17 protein-coding genes and 1 pseudogene are annotated in these 16,970 nt (G+C 70.2%); 7 read left to right on the top strand and 11 right to left on the bottom strand.

Annotated features, from left to right (window positions below; translation table 11 throughout):
• From VE172_RS11885 to VE172_RS11865, 5 genes are all read right to left on the bottom strand, one after another.
• A partial coding sequence (locus VE172_RS11885) for an AfsR/SARP family transcriptional regulator (RefSeq protein WP_324801651.1) occupies window positions 1–1,545 on the bottom strand: 1,545 nt, incomplete at its 3' end.
• Between the two features lie 281 nt (window positions 1,546–1,826).
• Complete coding sequence (locus tag VE172_RS11880) at window positions 1,827–2,615, bottom strand: lysozyme (RefSeq protein WP_324801649.1); 789 nt, start codon at window positions 2,613–2,615, stop codon at window positions 1,827–1,829.
• A 108-nt stretch (window positions 2,616–2,723) separates the two neighbouring features.
• Window positions 2,724–4,625 (bottom strand): N-acetylmuramoyl-L-alanine amidase, encoded by a 1,902-nt coding sequence (locus VE172_RS11875; RefSeq protein ID WP_324801646.1) that lies wholly within the window; start codon window positions 4,623–4,625, stop codon window positions 2,724–2,726.
• A gap of 126 nt (window positions 4,626–4,751) precedes the next feature.
• A complete protein-coding gene (locus tag VE172_RS11870; protein WP_324801643.1) occupies window positions 4,752–5,492 on the bottom strand; it encodes an LmeA family phospholipid-binding protein in 741 nt (246 codons plus the stop codon).
• A 34-nt stretch (window positions 5,493–5,526) separates the two neighbouring features.
• Window positions 5,527–6,522 (bottom strand): hypothetical protein, encoded by a 996-nt coding sequence (locus VE172_RS11865; RefSeq protein ID WP_324801640.1) that lies wholly within the window; start codon window positions 6,520–6,522, stop codon window positions 5,527–5,529.
• Window positions 6,523–6,671: 149 nt separating this feature from the next.
• Here VE172_RS11865 and VE172_RS11860 point away from each other — a divergent pair, with 149 nt between their 5' ends.
• Both VE172_RS11860 and VE172_RS11855 read left to right on the top strand, forming a co-directional pair.
• Window positions 6,672–7,394, top strand: a complete 723-nt coding sequence (locus VE172_RS11860; RefSeq protein ID WP_324801638.1) for a winged helix-turn-helix domain-containing protein — start codon at window positions 6,672–6,674, stop codon at window positions 7,392–7,394.
• 12 nt (window positions 7,395–7,406) lie between these two features.
• Entirely contained in the window at window positions 7,407–7,880 is a 474-nt protein-coding gene (locus tag VE172_RS11855) for a GNAT family N-acetyltransferase (RefSeq protein ID WP_324801635.1), read from the top strand.
• Here VE172_RS11855 and VE172_RS11850 read toward each other — a convergent pair.
• Window positions 7,865–9,427, bottom strand: coding sequence for a hypothetical protein (locus tag VE172_RS11850; protein ID WP_324801632.1), 1,563 nt, complete (start codon window positions 9,425–9,427; stop codon window positions 7,865–7,867). The genes VE172_RS11855 and VE172_RS11850 overlap by 16 nt on opposite strands.
• Window positions 9,428–9,495: 68 nt before the next feature.
• Here VE172_RS11850 and VE172_RS11845 point away from each other — a divergent pair, with 68 nt between their 5' ends.
• Window positions 9,496–10,197 (top strand): MarR family transcriptional regulator, encoded by a 702-nt coding sequence (locus tag VE172_RS11845; RefSeq protein WP_324801629.1) that lies wholly within the window; start codon window positions 9,496–9,498, stop codon window positions 10,195–10,197.
• A gap of 10 nt (window positions 10,198–10,207) precedes the next feature.
• Here the strand turns inward: VE172_RS11845 and VE172_RS11840 are convergent, their stop codons facing one another.
• Window positions 10,208–11,284 carry an Hsp70 family protein gene (locus tag VE172_RS11840; protein WP_324801626.1) on the bottom strand — a complete coding sequence of 359 codons (1,077 nt, stop codon included), beginning with the start codon at window positions 11,282–11,284 and terminating at the stop codon, window positions 10,208–10,210.
• 51 nt (window positions 11,285–11,335) lie between these two features.
• Window positions 11,336–11,779, bottom strand: coding sequence for a redox-sensitive transcriptional activator SoxR (gene soxR, locus VE172_RS11835; protein WP_324801623.1), 444 nt, complete (start codon window positions 11,777–11,779; stop codon window positions 11,336–11,338).
• 56 nt (window positions 11,780–11,835) lie between these two features.
• On the opposite strand from soxR, the gene VE172_RS11830 reads away from it, so the two are divergent.
• Together VE172_RS11830 and VE172_RS11825 are read left to right on the top strand one after the other, a co-directional pair.
• Window positions 11,836–12,510 carry a transketolase gene (locus VE172_RS11830; protein ID WP_324801621.1) on the top strand — a complete coding sequence of 225 codons (675 nt, stop codon included), beginning with the start codon at window positions 11,836–11,838 and terminating at the stop codon, window positions 12,508–12,510.
• Window positions 12,511–12,561: 51 nt separating this feature from the next.
• Window positions 12,562–13,446, top strand: coding sequence for a transketolase family protein (locus tag VE172_RS11825; protein WP_349258350.1), 885 nt, complete (start codon window positions 12,562–12,564; stop codon window positions 13,444–13,446).
• Between the two features lie 98 nt (window positions 13,447–13,544).
• On the opposite strand, the gene VE172_RS11820 is transcribed toward VE172_RS11825, so the two are convergent.
• Window positions 13,545–13,994, bottom strand: a complete 450-nt coding sequence (locus VE172_RS11820) for a MarR family winged helix-turn-helix transcriptional regulator (protein ID WP_324801615.1) — start codon at window positions 13,992–13,994, stop codon at window positions 13,545–13,547.
• Between the two features lie 54 nt (window positions 13,995–14,048).
• On the opposite strand from VE172_RS11820, the gene VE172_RS11815 reads away from it, so the two are divergent.
• A complete protein-coding gene (locus VE172_RS11815) occupies window positions 14,049–15,119 on the top strand; it encodes an NAD(P)/FAD-dependent oxidoreductase (RefSeq protein WP_324801612.1) in 1,071 nt (356 codons plus the stop codon).
• Window positions 15,120–15,146: 27 nt separating this feature from the next.
• On the opposite strand, the gene VE172_RS11810 is transcribed toward VE172_RS11815, so the two are convergent.
• Both VE172_RS11810 and VE172_RS11805 read right to left on the bottom strand, forming a co-directional pair.
• Window positions 15,147–15,968: an HAD family hydrolase gene (locus VE172_RS11810; RefSeq protein WP_324801609.1), complete on the bottom strand. Its 822-nt coding sequence runs from the start codon at window positions 15,966–15,968 to the stop codon at window positions 15,147–15,149.
• 346 nt (window positions 15,969–16,314) lie between these two features.
• Window positions 16,315–16,494 (bottom strand): hypothetical protein, encoded by a 180-nt coding sequence (locus tag VE172_RS11805; protein ID WP_324801606.1) that lies wholly within the window; start codon window positions 16,492–16,494, stop codon window positions 16,315–16,317.
• Window positions 16,495–16,580: 86 nt separating this feature from the next.
• On the opposite strand from VE172_RS11805, the pseudogene VE172_RS11800 reads away from it, so the two are divergent.
• Window positions 16,581–16,970, top strand: a pseudogene (locus VE172_RS11800) (helicase-associated domain-containing protein); the annotation flags it as partial.

The raw sequence follows: 16,970 nt of genomic DNA, 5'->3' as shown, positions 1-16,970 counted from the left end.
ACCGGCGAACACGGCGCGCAGGCTGGCCGCCAGCTCACCGGAGTCCAATGTGTCCAGCCGGGTGCGGGCGTCCCCCAGCTCGTCGGCCAGGGCGGACAACGGGAAGTCGGGGTGCCCGGCGGCGCGGGCGGCGACGATGCCCAGCGCCAGCGGCAGGCCCTCGCAGCTGGCGACCAGCTCGCTCGTGGCGGCGGGCTCGGCGTCCAGCCGCCGCTCGCCCAGGTGGCTGGCGAGAATCGCCCGCGCCTGCGACGCGTCCACGGTGTTCAGGCCGAGCCGGCGGGCCCCGTGCGAGGTGACCAGCGCCGACAGGTCGCGGCGGCTGGTGACGATCGTGACGCAGTCCGGCTCGCCGGGCAGCAGCGGCGCCACCTGGGCGGCGTCGCGGGCGTTGTCCAGCACCACGAGAATCCGCTTTCCCGCCACCAGACTGCGATACAGACCCACCTGGCTGTCCTGGTCGCCGGGGATCGCGGTGGGGTCGGCGCCGAGGCCGACCAGCATCGTGCGCAGCGCGGTGCCGACCGGCAGCGGCGGCGCGGCGGGTTCGAAGCCGCGCAGGTTCACGTACAGCTGGCCGTCGCCGAAACGGCCGCTGTTGCGGTGGGCCCAGCGCAGCGTCAGCCAGGACTTGCCCATGCCGCCCGCGCCGCTGATGGCCAGCACCGCGGCCGGCGCGGCGGCCATACCGTCCATCGTGGTCAGTTCACCCTCCCGGCCGCTGAAGCTCGCCGGCACCGGCGGCAGCTGCCGGGGCACCGGGCGCGACGCCGGCGACACCGGGGGCTCGGGGTGGATCGGCGGCTCGGGGAGCACCAGATCGGCGTCCGAGCGCAGGATGCGGCGGTGCAGGCGCTGCAGGGCCGCGCCGGGCTCGGCCCCCAGCTCCTCGGCCAGCCGGGAACGCAGGCGGCGGAAGTGATCGAGCGCGGCGGTCTGCTGGCCGTGGCGGTACAGGGCCAGCATGTACTGGGCGGCGAGGCGTTCGTGGATCGGATACAGCCGCACCTCGGCGTCGAGCGAGGCCAGCAGCGCGTCGGACCCGCCGCCGCGCAGCCGCAGGTCGTTGCGGTCCAGCACCGCGGCGAAGCGCTCCGCCTCCAGGGCGGTGCGGCGGCCGTCCAGCCACGGCAGGTCCAGGCACGCGAAGGCCGGCCCGCGCCACAGGCCGACGGCCTCGTCCCACAGCCGCAGCGCCACGGCGTCGTCGGTGGACGCCTTGGCGCTCGACACCAGCGAGCGAAATCGAAATAGGTCAATATTTTCGGGCTCGGTGAGCAGCGCGTAGCCCCCTTGGCGCCGCGCGATCTCGCACAGGCCGCCCACCGCGGCGCGCAGCCGCGACAGGTAGCTGTACAGCGTGCTGCGCACCCCGCGCGGGGCGCTGTCGCCCCAGGCGCGAAACTCCAGCTGCTCGGCCGTCACCGGCCGGTTCACCTCGGACAGCAGGATGGCAAGGATCGCCCGCTGCTTGGCGTGCCCCAGGTCGACGTCGCGGCCGGCTTCTCCGGCCTCGACGGTCCCCAGGATCCGGAATTCCGACATCCCTTGCCTTTCACCACGTCCCGCTATCCAGCCCCATCACAATACGTCGATGGATTAACGGCACCGCGACTTTCGTCTCCGTGAGCGGCTCGGCGTCCTACCTCAGGTGGAGGGCGTTTTCGCCCCGCCGGACGAAGCCGCGGCCTCCCCGCCGCCATACCGTTGGGCGCATGGGACGGTCCCGCCGCGGGCCGATCCGCCGACCCTGATCCGTACACAACACCGGGGCGGACGCCTTGCTGGTGCGTCCGCCCCGGTGTCTTATCGTCCGGTCCGTTGGATCAGGTGCCGTTGGCCAGCGCCAGCAGCCGGTCGTGGCTGCCGTTGAAGGTGCTGACGTCGCAGTTGCCGCCCACGCCCGGAACCGATCCGGTCGAGGTGAACTGCCAGAAGGTGTACACCGAGAACCCGCCGGGAATGGCCGGGGAGTTCACGCCGTAGTGGGCGACCCACAACGGGTTGGTCGCGGCGAAGTCGCCGGAACCGCCGGTGCACTGGTTCCACCAGCTGGCGGCGGTGTAGATGATCGCGTCGCGGCCGGTGCGGTTCTTGTAGGTGTTGACGAAGTCGTGAATCCAGGCGACCATGTCGCCCTGCGACTTGCCGTAGCAGGTGTCGCCGTAGGGATTCCACTCGATGTCGAGCGAGCCGGGGAGGGTGTGGTCGTCCTTCGACCAGGCGCCTCCGTGGTCGGCGAAGTAGTTCGCCTGGTCGGCCCCGGACGAGGCGTCCGGAAGCGCGAAGTGGTAAGCGCCGCGGATCAGGCCGGCGTTGTAGGAGCCGACGTACTGGTCGCCGAAGCTGCCGCTGATGTAGCCGGTGCCCTCGGTGGCCTTGATCATCGCGAACTGCTTGCCGGAGCCGGCGACGGCTCCCCAGTCGACGGCGCCCTGGTGGGCGGAGACGTCGATGCCCTGGGGGTTGTCGTCGGCCGAGGCGGTGCCGAACGCGACCAGCGAGGCGGCCACCGCCGCCACCGCGGTGGTGGCGGCGATCCACAGGCGCCGTTTGCGACGGCCGGTCTTCGCCGGCCGGGTTTTTTCTTGTGAAGGGGTGTTTATTTCAGCCATGTGCCGGGCTCTCCTTGGGGGTATTACAGGGGGCTATCCGCCGCCGCGAGGCGACGAATAGACCCACACTAATAGATCAATACCCGGAATAGGGGCCCATCGGACAACCTAGTGAATCTCCACGTCATTGGCGTCGACGAACATCAAACGGCCGCCGATCTGCACCTGATAGAAGACCCGTTGGCCGTTGACCAGCTTGTTCGGACCCTCGAAGGTCTTGGCGTAGAAATACTGCCCGGTGAGCTTGTCGCCCGGCGAGCTGTACGACTGCTCCTTGTTCAATGTGTACGGAAGCGCCGCCAGATCCTGCACCGGAACCCCGGTGCCGTCGTAGGCCGCGGCCTCGGGATAGGTCCCGCCGTACACCTTGGTGCCGTCGGCCTTGGGCGTGATGGTGTGCCCGGTGGCCGGGATCAGCGAGGGGTTGTCCTTCGGGTTGAACACCCAGCCCTTCTGACCCAGGTACCAGATCGCGGTCCAGTCGCCGTCCTGTCCGGCGGTGACGAACTTCTGCCCGGTGCCGACCCGGCTGCCCACGTCGTAGACCTTGTTGGTCGACGGGGTGCCGTCCGGCTGATAACCCGGGTCGTTGAGCAGCGGCGCGTCGGCCTTCGGCTGGCTGCGGACGAACACCACCGCGGACGGGCGGTTCTCGCCGCACGTGCCCTCGGGGTTGGCCGCGTCGCAGCCGGTGAACTCCGCGGTGTTCTTGGAGTAGTCGGGGTTCACCTCGACCAGGCCGTTCTTGCCGTCGCCGGCCTTCAGCGGGGCGCCCATCAGGTCGAAGTAGTGCGCCCAGTCCCAGAACGGCCCGTCGTCCCAGTGCATCGTCTTGATGCTCGCGGGGGTCAGCCCCGGCACGTTGTCGTGGCCGATGATGTGGGCGCGGTCCATCGGGATGTCGAACTTCTTCGACAGGTACTTCACCAGCTTCGCCGAGGACTGGTACATCTCCTCGGTGAACCAGGAGCCGTCGGCGGCCACGCCCTCGTGCTCGACGCCGATCGAGTGCATGTTCATCGACCAGTTGCCGGCCTGCCAGCCGACGTCCTTGCTCTGCAGGTGCTGGGCGATGTGGCCGTCGAACGACCGCACCGTGTAGTTCCACGCCAGGTAGGTCGGGTCCTGCACCAGCTTCAACGCGTTGGTGTAGCTGGTCTCGGTGTCGTGAATGACGATGTGGGTGATCTTCAGCCCGTCCTTGGGACGGTTCGCCTGATCGTGGTTGCCGTAGTCGCCGGGGTTGTCGCCGTACTTCTCGTAGGGCGCCGGCACCGACTCGCACTTCAGCGAGCTCGGGCACTCGGTCTTGCCCTTCTTCTCGGCCTTGAGATCCAGCGACTTCACCTCGTCGCGGTGGGGCTTCACCGCGTCGGCCTTCAGGCGGACGGTTCCGTCGTCGGTCTTCATCGTGGCGCCGTCGTGAATGGTGGCGAACACGTCGTCGGCGAACCGGGCGGCCGAGGCCGCGTCGTCCGCGCCGGAGTACTTCGCGACCGCGCCGTACCAGTCGGCCGGGTCGCTGGAGTCGATGCCGAGGTCCTTCTGGTACTCGGCCAGCAGGGCCGCGCCGCCCCGGATGTTCTGGAACGGGTTGGTGCGCAACGACTTCGTCGAGGCGCCGGTGAGCTTGGCGGCCTCGGCCGCGGTCTCGTACCGCGCGCCCGTGGCCGCCTTGCCCTCGCCGCCCGGGACCTTCATCGGGCGGCGGGCGTCGCCTCGCGGGTCGGTGTTGTCGAATTCGCTGCTGGGACGGTCGGAGGCGTTGGCCGCCTTGGCGTCGGTGAGGTGCATCGGGCCGTAGCCGGCACCGGTGGAGGACTGACCGGCGTGGTCGATCCAGCGGGATTCCATATAAGAAACGCCGAGCAGCACGCTGCTCGGCACGCTAAATTCGCCGGCGGCCGAGGAAAACTCGGCCTGCCGGTCGGTGGGCGTATCGGCGTAGGCGTAACCCGTCCAGACCGCGGCGGTGGCTCCGCCGACTGCCAGGACCGTAGCCGCTGCCATCACACCGCGCCGGCGACGGCGCGATCGATTGACGTGCGGGGCCAATGGTCTCTCCTCTTATCTAGTGTCTGGGGACGCTGTATCGCATCAGCGTCATCCACAAACCGCCCATAAGCCTCCCGCCGGTCAGGAACTCAACGGGACGTCCTTGGCGGTCGCGGTCAACGCGATGTCATTCTCGTTGAGTTGGGGGTCGCTGAGCTTCAAATCGAACGGAAGGTCGGGAAGCGGGATCTGCCGGTTGAACGACTGCGACAGATTGTTGAGGATCTGGTCGCTGCCGGGCGGCAGCTGGGCGTCCTTGGGCTGGAAGTTCTCCGCCTGCAGGGACAGCTTGTTGTCCGCGATGGTCACGGCGGCGGTGCCGACGACGGCGATGGCGCGGCCCTGCACGTTGACGGTGGCCTCGACGTTGAGCTTGCCGTCCTTCGGGGTGATCTTGGTGTCGGTGATGTCCTCCAGCTTCGAGGTGAAGCTGTCGTAGGAGACGTTCGCGGTGGCCTTCATGCTCCCCGCGGTGATCGGGCCGCTGCCGTTGACCACGTCGGAGGCGGCGGCGGTGACGTCCATGGCCTTGATGTCGACCTTGGGCATCGAGATGTCCTCGTCGCTGACGTCGGTGAGGGTGATGTCGATTTCGGAGTACTCGCCGCCGATCACCTGGGTCAGGAACGGGAAGCCCGTGATGCTGACGTCCGGCGGCCGCTTCATGTCGGCGCCCGAGGACGTGACCTTGTCGGCCACGGCGTCGGACAGCTTGCCCTCGGCGGCGGCCGCGGCCACCCGGTCACCGATCACCACGAGCGCGATCAGCACGACGAGGCTGATGAGCAGGACGATGAGCTTCTTGCGGGGACGTTTCGCCATTGATGAGTCTCCTGTGGACTTCGTCCGAGGGGGGTCAGCCGCGAGCGATGTAGTACACGCTCAGCAGGTACGCCACGGGGGCCACCGCGCCGAACGCCAGCACCGGCCCGAGGCTGTGACGCACAGGCCATAGTGCCACGCCCTCGCCCGCGATCCGGCGCCCCGCCTGGATGTAGCCCACCGCGAGATCCGCCAGGACCGCGACCAGACCGATCACCAGGCCGCCCAGGGCGGCGCGCGGCGGGGTGGGTCCGTCCAGCACGGTCGCGGCGTACGCGGCCACGGCGGTGCCCACCATCGCGCCGATCACCACGCCGAACGCGCCGCGCGGCACCTGGCGGTTGATGCGGGGCTTGGGAAGCGTGATGTCGCAGGCCCGCGCGGCCATGATCGCCGCGCCGATGGCGATGGCGCCGATCCACATGGCGGCCAGGCCCCCGGGCTGCCGCAACAGGCCGATCCAGGTGGCGTAGCCGCACACCGACGCGGCCACGAAGACCGCCGAGCCGAGCGAGACGGTGAGTTCGGTGCGGCCGTCGGTGCGGAACAACTGGCCGACGATCGCCAGGCCGAAGGCCCCGGCGATCACGTACATCAGGTTGTCCAGCGACAGCGGCTGCGAGGCCAGCGCGATCCAGTCGGCGACCAGGGACGCCATCACGCCGACGAGGCCGATCACCATGGGGCCCGCGGGTTTGCGCAGGCGGACGTACGCGGCGACCAGGACCAGCTGGAGCGCCAGCACCGCCAGGGTGAAGACCCAGCGCGGCAGGCCCGAGACCAGCAGCAGGCCGCCCGTGATGAAGGCCGTGACCAGCACGACCAGGAAGCGTCCCCACGCCGTCGGCGTGTGGGGCGGGAGGGTGTGGTCCTTGGCGGGGTCGGGTATGTCGCCGTGGTCGAGGGGCGGTCCCACCTCGGCGACGAGCGCGAACTCGTCCGTCGCGTCCAGCGCGGGGGGGTGCGTCGGGCGCCGCGGCTCGAAGCGGCTCGGGCGGGGCCCGCCGGGGCGACGGTATGGATCGGTCACCCGCCCAGATTAAAGGCTGTCGGGCGTGTGGGCTTGGCGGCGGGGGTCGGCGCCGATAGGCTGTGATGAACCGGCAACGGGTGCCGACCGTTTTCCTCGCCGTCGTCGTCGAGGGAACGCAACGGCACGGACGGGCTGCGGAGGAAACCGTGGATCTGATAGTTCTCACCAACCTGGCCTCGGGCGACGCCGCCGGGACCGTGCTCCCCGCGCTCGATCTGCTCCCCCACCAGACCACGTGCGCGCGGCCCGACGTCGGCGTGCTGCTGTCCCACCCGCACCAGGCGCACGCCGTCCTGGTCGACGCCCGCACCGACCTGTCCGAGGCCCGCGCCACCTGCCGCGTGCTGCGGGCGGGCGGGCTCACGGTCCCGCTGTTCGCGGTGGTCACCGACGCGGGGCTGGCGGCGATCCACCCCGACTGGGACGTCGACGACTTCATGCTCACGGGCGCGGGGCCCGGGGAGGTGGAGGCGCGGCTGCGGCTGGCGGGCGGGCGCGGCGAGCCGATCGCGGAGTCCGACCACACGACGATTCGGGTCGGCGACCTGACCATCGACCACGAGACCTATGCCGCGCGGGTCAAGGGCAGGGCGCTCGACCTGACGTACAAGGAGTTCGAGCTGCTGCGCTTCCTCGCCCAGCACCCCGGCCGCGTCTACTCCCGCGACCAGCTGCTGCGGGAGGTCTGGGGCTTCGACTACTTCGGCGGCACCCGCACCGTGGACGTCCACGTGCGGCGGCTGCGCGCCAAGCTCGGCAGCGAGAACGAATCCATGATCGGCACCGTCCGCCAGGTGGGCTACAAGTTCGTGGCGCCGCCCGTGAAGCCGCTGCCCGAGGAGGCGTCGGTCGATGTCGCAGGCGGCTGACACACTCGCGGCATGACCGACACCCCCGCCATCCAGCTGCGCGAGATCACCGAGTCCGACCTCGAGATCTTCTTCAACCACGAGCAGGACTCCGAGGCCGCGCACCGCATGAACTTCGCCTCGCGGCCCCGCCCCGTCTTCATGGCGCGCTTCACCAAGAACCTCGCCGATCCGACCACGTTCAACCGCACGGTCGTCGTCGACGGCGAGGTCGCGGGCAACATCGCGTGCTGGGAGCAGGAGGGTGAGCGCTGGATCGGCTACGTGTACGGGCGCGACTTCTGGGGGCGGGGCATCGGCACCGCCGCGATGCGGGAGTTCCTGGAGCTGGCGCATTGGCGCCCGCTGTGCGCCGACCCCGCCGCCCGCAACGTCGGCTCGTGGCGGCTGCTGGAGAAGTGCGGGTTCAAGCGCGCTAAGTCGATCACGGTGCCCGACGTGCACGTGCACGGCACGGTCGAGCATTTCATCTATCGGCTGGACTGACGGACGACGTCGGGGTTGGCTGCCATGATCTCCTCGGCCACGTCCCACACCCGCGGCAGGAACTCGAGGCTTCGCCGCGCCCTCGCGTCCACATCACCGACCGACGCGATGCCGAGATCGCCCAGCAGCTCGGCGAGGTACGGCGCGAACCGTTCGGCCGCCTCGGGATCGTCGACCTCCAGGATCGTCTGACACCGCGCGAATCCCGCCGCTATCCAGAACACCACCTCGCGGTGGTCGCCCGCGCGGATTAGCTTGGCGGTCCCGTCGATGGCGATCGGGCGCGCCGCGGCGGTGACGTCCGAGCTGTACGGAAACGCGGTGCGCGCCACGGCCACGGTCGCGTCGAACACGACGGCCAACCGCTCGAGATGCTCGGCTGCGCGCGACCCCGTCATGTCGCGGCACCCCAACAGCCCCAACAGCTCCTCGTGAAAATCTCCCCGCCCATACGCCTCCAACACCTCGCGGGCGGCCAGGTACCGCAGCCGAACGGTCGGATTGCGCAACCCCGCCACCAGGACCACGTGCGTGGTGACGCCCGTGCCGAACAGCCAACTCATCACCCGCTGCGTCCCAGCGACCTCCCCCGACCGCGGCAACCAACGGGAAGAAGCCGCCGACGCCTCAGTGGACTCGTCTCGTTCCCTTGAGACATCGGCTGTTTCGGGGACGGCCCCCGATCCTGGCGCCTGGACGCCACCCCTCGACTCGCCCTGGTGACACTCCCCCGACCGAGCTGCCGTCGAGGGGGAGGCCCCCGTGGGTCGCGCCTTACCCTCGCCGAGCCTCGCCGCCTCAGCGCCCTGGCCACCTTGCCCCGCTGGCTCCTCCGCCCTGGAGGGGGAGCTCCCCGACGCTGGCGCATGGGCGCCACACACCCCGACCTCCCCATTGCCCTGATCTCCCTCCCCCACCTGTCCTGCCGTCGAGGGGGAGGCCACCGAAGCTGGCGCCTGGACGCCGCCCGTCGACGCGTCCTGGTGACACTCCCCCGCCTGTCCTGCCGTCGAGGGGGAGATTCCCGAAGCTGGCGCCTGGACGTCGGCCGTCGACTCGCGCTGGTCCCGCTCCTTCGATCGTTGTGCCGTCGAGGGAGAGGGTTGTTGGGCGCCGTGGAGCATGCGGGTGGCGTTGTCGCGGGCGGATTGGCAGCGGCGGCGCACCTGGGGTTCGTCGCGGAAGCGGGCCGCGACCTCGTGATGCAGGGTTGTCAGGTGGCCGTGGGGGTCGGCGAGGATGGTGGCGCCGTTCAGGCCAGCGGCGACGTGGTAGTTCGACAGGGCAGTGGTGGCGTCGGCGAGCTGGTCGGTGGTCAGATAGCTGACCTCCAGCAGTACGCCTCGGTGGCGGAACTTGCCGAGCTTGGTGGCGGGCGGGCGGGGCTTGACGACCATTATGTCTACATCGGATCCCGTGGGGAGGTCGGCGTCGGGGGGAAGGGTCGTGGTCGAGCCGACCAGGTAGGCGCCGTCGAAGTCGGGTTCGCCCTCCAGGTGCTCGGTGACCCATTGCCGCGCCATGGTTGTGGCCTCGCCGATCTTCACCTTGGACCTCCACACAGGATTAACAACGAACAGTAGTTAGGCATATGCGAATGTGAGATCATGACGCCGTGACCCCCGCGCTTCCGATCGATGACTCTGCGTACGTGCCGCCCCGAGCGATCCCGCGCTCGTCCCTGGACTGGGCGCACGAGCGGCGCCGCGAGACCCTGGCGACCCGCGCCGCGCTGGTGGAGGCGCTGAACGCCGATGCCGACGGGCTCACCGTACCGAACCTGGCGGCCGCCGTCGGGCGACGGCACGACTGGACGCTGCGTCAGTTGTTGGAGCTGGAGACCCAGGGGCTGGCGGGGCCCGTGCCGCGGGATCGGCGCCCGCGCAGCGCGCTGTGGTTGCCAGGGTTCGCCCATGCCGAGGTCGCGCCCATTGTGGATATCCTGTGCGAACGGTTGGACGGCGCGAGCATCGGCGACATCCTGGACGCGACGCCGCTGGACCACATCACCGTGGCCGCGCGACTGTACGCGTTGAAGCGCAAGCGATTGGTGGGCACCGTCGTCTTCGGACTCGGCCTGGACACCCGCTGGTTCCTGCGCCCCCAGCCAGCTAGCGGTCTGTCCCCGCGTCCCGCGGGGGCCGAGGTGTTGGCGGTGGTGGCGGCGAATCCGCACGGGCTCACCACCGTTCAGCTCGAGCGCACCCTGGACTGCGCGCGGTCCTATCTGGAGCGGATGCTGCGCCTGTTGTGCCGCGGCGGCCACGTGACCTCCGAGCCCTCGCCCCTCCAGGGGCGCCGCTGGTTTCCCGCCTAGCCGCCGAGCCTCAGAAACCGTTGCCGACGGCCATCAGGCTTCCCTCGGCGACGGGCAGCTCGGGTTGTTCCAATGTGGTGGGCGCGACACCGAGCGCGGTGTGTAGCATGCGGCCCACCAGGGGAATCCGACTCGAGCCGCCCACCAGGAACATCCCGTTCAGCCCCGTCCTGCCCCGCGCCGCGTTCACCACCCGCGTCGTCTCGTCCACCGCGCGGCGCAGCATCGGCGTGGCGACGGTCTCGAGCTCCTCGCGGGTGAGATGCACCGCCTCGTCGCTGTCGGGGATCACGACGGGGGCCGTGCTGGAGCGCGACAGCATCTCCTTGGCGCCGCGCACATCGTCCCAGAACTGGCGCCGAATCCTTCGGTCCCAAGGGGTCCGCGGACGCGTCAGCCTCGTCCACAGTAGTGGGTGGCGCTCCCGCAGCTGGAGTCCGATGTGTTCCACCAGCGCGGCGTCCACGTCGACCCCGCCCAGGTCGTCCAGCCCGCCGTCGGCCAGCACGGTGAATCCGCCGTGCGGTTCGCGGCGCACCACGGCCACGTCCAGGGTGCCGCCGCCGAAGTCGAACACCGCGATGGTGGCGCCAGGCGGGATGCGCTGGCCGAGAATGTCCACATAGTAGAATGCGGCGGCCACGGGCTCGGGGACCATGGCCACCTCGCCCAGCCCCGACCACAGGGCCGCCTGGAGCAGGATCTGCCGCCGCGAGGCCGCCCAGCGCGAGGGCACGGTCAGCACCACCCGCGGGTCCTTGGCGCCCACCTCCCACGCCTTTGTGGCCACACTGGACAGTACGGCGGTGAGCAGCTGCTCGGCGCGGACCTCGTGTCCGCCCAACAGGACGGTGCCCTCCGCGATGCGTCGCTTCGGGTTGGGCTCGAAGCACGCGGGGTCGATCTGCGCCAGCCGCACCGCGTCGTGTCCGACATGGAGGACCCCCGCCTCGTCCCGGAACACCGCCGACGGGAACAGCGGCTGGCCGTCGGTGAGCAGCGGCTTGACCCGTCCGTCGCGCCCCCGCAGCACCGTAACGGTGTGCGAGGTGCCCAAATCGACGCCGAGTGAATAAGCTCCACGCACCAGACCGAACCCTGACCTCTCCATTGCCGCGGTTGGGACCTCAAGATAGCCTCAGCCCTCGATCAGGCGGCGGGGGCCGGGTCCGTGGCTGGCGATGTGGTCGTCGCGGTTGACCAGACGGCAGCTGCTCAACGACAGGCACCCGCAGCCGATGCAGTCGGTGAGCTTGTCGCGCACCTTGACGAGCATGTCGATCTGCCAGTTGAGCCGATCCTTCCAGTGCTCCGACAGCCGCGCCCAGTCGGACCTGTTGGGGGTGCGGGACTCGGGCAGCTCGGCCAGGGCGTCGGCGATCTCCTCCAGGGACAGCCCGATCTGTTGCGCCGTACGGATGAACGCGACGCGGCGCAGTTCGGCGCGCGCGTAGCGGCGCTGGTTGCCGCTGGTGCGCCGCGACCTGATCAGGCCGCGGTTCTCGTAGAAGCGCAGCGCCGAGGCGGGAACCCCCGCCCGCGCCGCGAAGTCACCGATGCTGAGATCGTCCTTGGGCGTCAATGATGTACCCCACACTGTCTTGACTTCAACCTAACTTCAAGTCGCAGTCTAGCCCCATGACCGCCACCGCCACCTTCGACGACGCCCTCCGCCTGGCGCGGCGCACCGTCGTCGATCCCCGCTACCCGATCAACACCTACACGCTGGACGCCCTGTGGGTGCTGTACGACCGGGTGCTGCGCGTCGATCCGCGCCGTCCCGACGATCCCGAGCGCGACCGCTTCCTGCTGTCCAAGGGCCACGGCCCCGGGTCCTACTTCGCCGTGTTGGCGGCCAAGGGCTTCATCCCCGCCGACTGGCTGGATGCCGTGGCGGCCGCGGATTCGCCGCTGGGCGCCCACCCCGACCGCACCCGCGTCCCGGGCGTCGAGGTCTCGGCGGGCTCGCTGGGCCACGGCCTTCCGCTGGGCATCGGCACCGCGCTGGGCCTGCGCGCCCAGGGGCTCGACCGCCCCCGCGTCTACGTCCTGTTGGGGGACGCCGAGTTCGACGAGGGCTCCAACCACGAGGCGCTGGCCTACGCGGGCGCCACCCGACTGTCCACTCTCACCGCCGTCGTGGTGGACAACGCCTCGGCCACCCACGGCTGGCCGGGCGGCATCGCCTCGCGCTTCACCGCCCAGGGCTGGACGGCCGCCACCGTCGAGGCCACCGACCACGACGCGCTGTACCGCGCGCTCACCTCCCACACCGGCGCCGCGCCGCACGCCGTCATCGCGACCTCCCACTAAGGACTCACCATGCGCTCCCATCCGATGAAAGCCGACGACGGTTCGCTGGCCATGCGGGACGTCTTCATCTCCGAAACCAGTGCGCTGCTGGACGACGACCCCCGGCTGGCCCTGGTGCTGGCCGACATCTCCGCGGGCGAGGGCCGCTTTCAACAGGCGGCCGCCGATCACCCCGACCGAGTGATCAATGTGGGCATTCGCGAGCAGCTCATGGTGGGCGTGGCGGGCGGGCTGGCGCTGTCGGGCCTGCGACCCGTCGTCCACAGCTACGCGCCGTTCCTCGTCGAGCGGGCCTTCGAACAGGTCAAGTTGGACCTCGGGCACCAGGGCGCGGGGGCGATCCTGGCCAGCGTCGGCGCGTCCTATGACTGGGCCGAGGGCGGCTACACGCATTTCAGCCCCAGGGACGTGGCCCTGCTCGACAGCATTCCCGGGTGGACGGTGCACGTGCCGGGCCACCCCGCCGAGGTCGCCGCCCCGTTGCGCGCGGCCGCCGCGGGCGACCACGCCGAGTACCTGCGGCTTTCCTTGCGCCGCAACGCCGAGGCACACGCGACGTCGGACGGTAGGCTCGCGGTGCTGCGCCGCGGCTCGGACGCCACCGTGGTCGCGGTGGGCCCGATGCTCGACAACACCCTGGCGGCCGTGGCGGACCTGGACGTCACCGTCGCCTACGCCTCCACCGTGCGCCCCTTCGACACCCGCACCCTGCGCGACCTGGGCAACGACACGATCGTCCTGGTCGAGCCGTACCTGGCGGGCACCTCTGACTGGCTGATCAACCGCGACCTCTCCGACCGTCCACATCGCCTGCTGTCGCTGGGCGTCGCCCGGACCGATCTGCACCGGTTCGGCACCGCCGATGACCACGATCACTGGCACGGACTCGACTCCGAGGGAATCCGTGCCTCCGTCGAGAAGTTCCTCGGAAGGTAAGGACTCCCGTTCGCGTGGGTCGCGGTGCGAATTCAACCATTGAGATGGACGAATTGATCTTCCCCATCGTGCCGTCGACCCACGCGGGTGGGCCCTTCTCAGAATGCCGGGGCGTTGCGGGACTCGGCCATGTCGGCGACGAAGCGCGTCAGCGCCTCGCGCTCGGCGGGCTTCAGGGCCTCGCCCAGCGCGCCGATCCGGGCGCCGATCTCCTCGTGGGTGCGGTGCGCCATCCGCTGTCCGGTGTCGGTGAGTTCCACGGCCCAGGCGCGGCGGTCGTGGGGGTCGCGCACCCGCTTCACCAGGCCCTGCCGCTCCACGCGGTCCACCAGCCCGGAGACGCTGGACTTCTCCAGGTCGAGCTTCCGGGACAGGCATCCCATGCCCATCGGCCCGAAGTTCAGCTGGCACAACAGCTTCCCCTGTTGCGCCGTGAGACCGCACACCCGACAGCCCTCGGCGAAGGCACTGTCAACCAGGTGCGCGACCTGTATCAGTGCCCCGGAGAAGTCCATGCCACCACTGTACTTGACGATCGTTCGTGCCACGAACTATGGTAGTTTGTGCCGCGAACATTTCGCTATACGAACTAGGAGCTCACCATGACCGTTGCCATCATCGGCGGAGGCTACGGCGGGATCACCGCCGCCAAACAGCTCGACGAGGTCACCGACGTCGTCCTCATTGACCCGCGGGACGCCTTCGCGCACAACGTCGGCGCGCTGCGCGGCGTCGTCGACCCGCGGTGGAGCGAGCAGATCTTCTTCCCCTTCGACAAGCTGCTGACCCGCGGACGCTTCGCCCGCGCCCGGGCCACCCACGTCGACGCCGCCTCCGTGACCCTGGACTCCGGCGAGCGGATCGCCGCCGACTACATCGTCCTGGCCACCGGGCTCTCCTACCCCTTCCCCGCCAAGATCGACCACACTCCCGCGGAAGAGGCCCAGTCGCGCTACCGCGACACCCACCGGGAGCTGACGGGAGCCGACCGCGTCCTCGTGCTGGGCGCCGGTGCCGTCGGATTGGAACTGGCCGGCGAGATCTCCGAGGTGTGGCCCGACAAGAAGATCACCATTGTGGACCCCGCCGACGACATCCTGTCCGGCCTCTTCGCCGACGAGTTCCGCACCGAGCTGCGCCGCCAGCTCGCCGAGCGCGGCATCGACCTGGTCCTGGGCACCCGCCTGACCGATGAGCCGCCCGCCCCCGCGGGCACGGCCTCCACATTCGACGCCACCACCACCGACGGCCGCGCCCTGACCGCCGACATCTGGTTCCGTTGCTACGGAGGCGCTCCCGACACCGCCTACCTGTCCGACGAGCTGGCCGCCGCCCGCGGAGACAACGGCCGCATCGCCGTCACCGAGCACCTGACGATCGACGGCTTCGACAACGTCTTCGCCATCGGCGACCTGGCCGCCACGCCGGGCCGCGACACCGCCAAGGCCGCCGGCGACCACGGCCGCATCGCCGCGTCCAACATCCAGGCCCGCCTCAACGGCGGCGAGCTCACCCGCCTCGAGGCCCCCAACGGCGACGGCATCGTCCTTCCCTTGGGTCCCAAGGGAGGCGCCTCCTACATCGACGGCATGGGCATGCAGGACGCCGCCTGGACCTCCGAGATGAAGGGCGCCGACCTCATGGTGGGCCGCTTCGGCGCGATGTTCGAATAGGACTCCCGCGCGCCGCGCGGGTCGCGCTCAGGCCCGCGCGGCGCGGCGCTTCTTCTTGCGGGAGTACCAGATCAGCCCCGCCGCGATCGCCGCGCCCACCCCGACGGCCACCACCGTGGCCGGCACCGCGGGCCGGTGCCGCAGCGCCGCCACCCTGCGCCGCAACGACACCGGGTGCTTGAAGCTCAGTATCGGCCAGCCGCGTTCCAGGGCCAGCTTGCGCAGCCCCCGGTCGGCGTTCACCGCGGTCGGGTGGCCCACGGCCTCCAGCATCGGCACGTCGGAGACGGAATCGGAGTAGGCGTAACAATCCTTGAGGTCGTAGCCGTGCTCGGCGGCGAAGCGCCCCATGGCCTCGGCCTTGCCCGGTCCGGCGGCGTAGAAGGCGATCTCGCCGCTGTAGCGTCCGTCCTCAATCACCATTCGGGTGGCGATGACGTTGTCGATGCCCAACAACCGGCCGATGGGGCGCACCATCTCCTCGCCCGACGCCGACACCAGCACGATGTCGCGCCCGGCCGAGCGGTGCTCGGCGACCAGGGCGACCGCCTCGGCGTAGATGTACGGATCGATCAGCTCGCCGAGCGTCTCGGCGACGATCTGGCTGACCTGCTCCACCTGCCAGCCCCGGCACAGCTGGGCCAGATAGTCGCGGGTGCGCGCCATCTGGTCCTCGTCGGCGCCCGCGATGAGATACGCCAGCTGGGCGTAGGCGGCCTTCAACACGTCGCGCCGCGCCATCAGGCCACCGTGATAGAGCGGGCGACCGAAGGCCAGCGCGCTCGACTTGGCGATCATCGTCTTGTCCAGATCGAAGAACGCCGCACCGGTCGCCGTGGGTTGGCTCATGCGGCCCGAGTCTAGTACCGCGACCCCAAGCAGCTCACGGGTATCAACCGGTCACATACCGTGGTTCTTGTCTCCAGGTGTGGACGATGTGAAATGGATCAGGCATGCTTGATCCCATACGGCTCACGGCGCTTTTCCTCCCTTCGGCGCCGGTGTCGTTGAGACCTCAGCGGTTGCCTCCCCCCGTAGCCGCTGGGCGGGCCCGGCTCGTCATCCCCCCCGGAGCCGGGCCCCTGTATATGGCCCGCTGGAATCCCCCCCTCCAGCGGGCCATTCCTCTGTCTGGGGGCAATCCAAACGCCGACGTCCATCGTGGGCATCGGCGTTTCGTCGGATGTGGTGCGGCTCAGCGCTGTCGGGTCGGCACCGGCTCGGAGTGCTCGTAGTCCAGCTGGTCGACCGGCAGCGGGAACGTCTGGTCGACGCCGAAGGGCGAACCGGCGGCGGTCACGGGCGAGGTGAGTTCGCTGATGGGCAGCTTGCCGTCCTTGACCGGCTTGATGCGGGTGCGCCGAGTATCCGTCATGGGAGCTAGTGTCTCACGCCGTCGGGCGGGATGCGCGCGCTCCCATCCGGCCGCGGCGTCGCCCCATCGACGTAACGTTGGAGCCGATGGCCACACGATCCGCGGCACCGCCGTCCCTCACCGGGACGCTGCGGTCCTTCGACGACGAGGCACTGGCTGAGCTGTTGCGCCGGCGCCCGGATCTGGCCGTACCCGCCCCCGCTCATCTGGGCGCCCTGGCGGATCGGGCCCGCACCTCGCTGTCGGTGTCGCGGGCCCTGGACACTGTGGACGAGCTGTCGCTGCGGGTGCTGGACGGCCTGCGGCTGGTGGCCACCGAGGACGACGGCGGCCCCGTGACCTCGGTGGACCGGCTGGCGACCCTGACCCAGGACCTGGCGCCGGTGCCCGGCGTGATCGCCCGGCTGCGCGCGCTGGCCCTGGTGTGGGGACCCGACGGCGCCCTGCGCCTCCCGGCCACCGTCGCCGAAGTGGCC

It is taken from the genome of Stackebrandtia sp. (genome assembly GCF_035643755.1).
In the GTDB taxonomy this organism is placed as follows: domain Bacteria; phylum Actinomycetota; class Actinomycetes; order Mycobacteriales; family Micromonosporaceae; genus Stackebrandtia.
The sequence above is the reverse complement of the archived record's forward strand: the minus strand, read 5'-3'. Positions and strand labels throughout refer to the sequence as shown.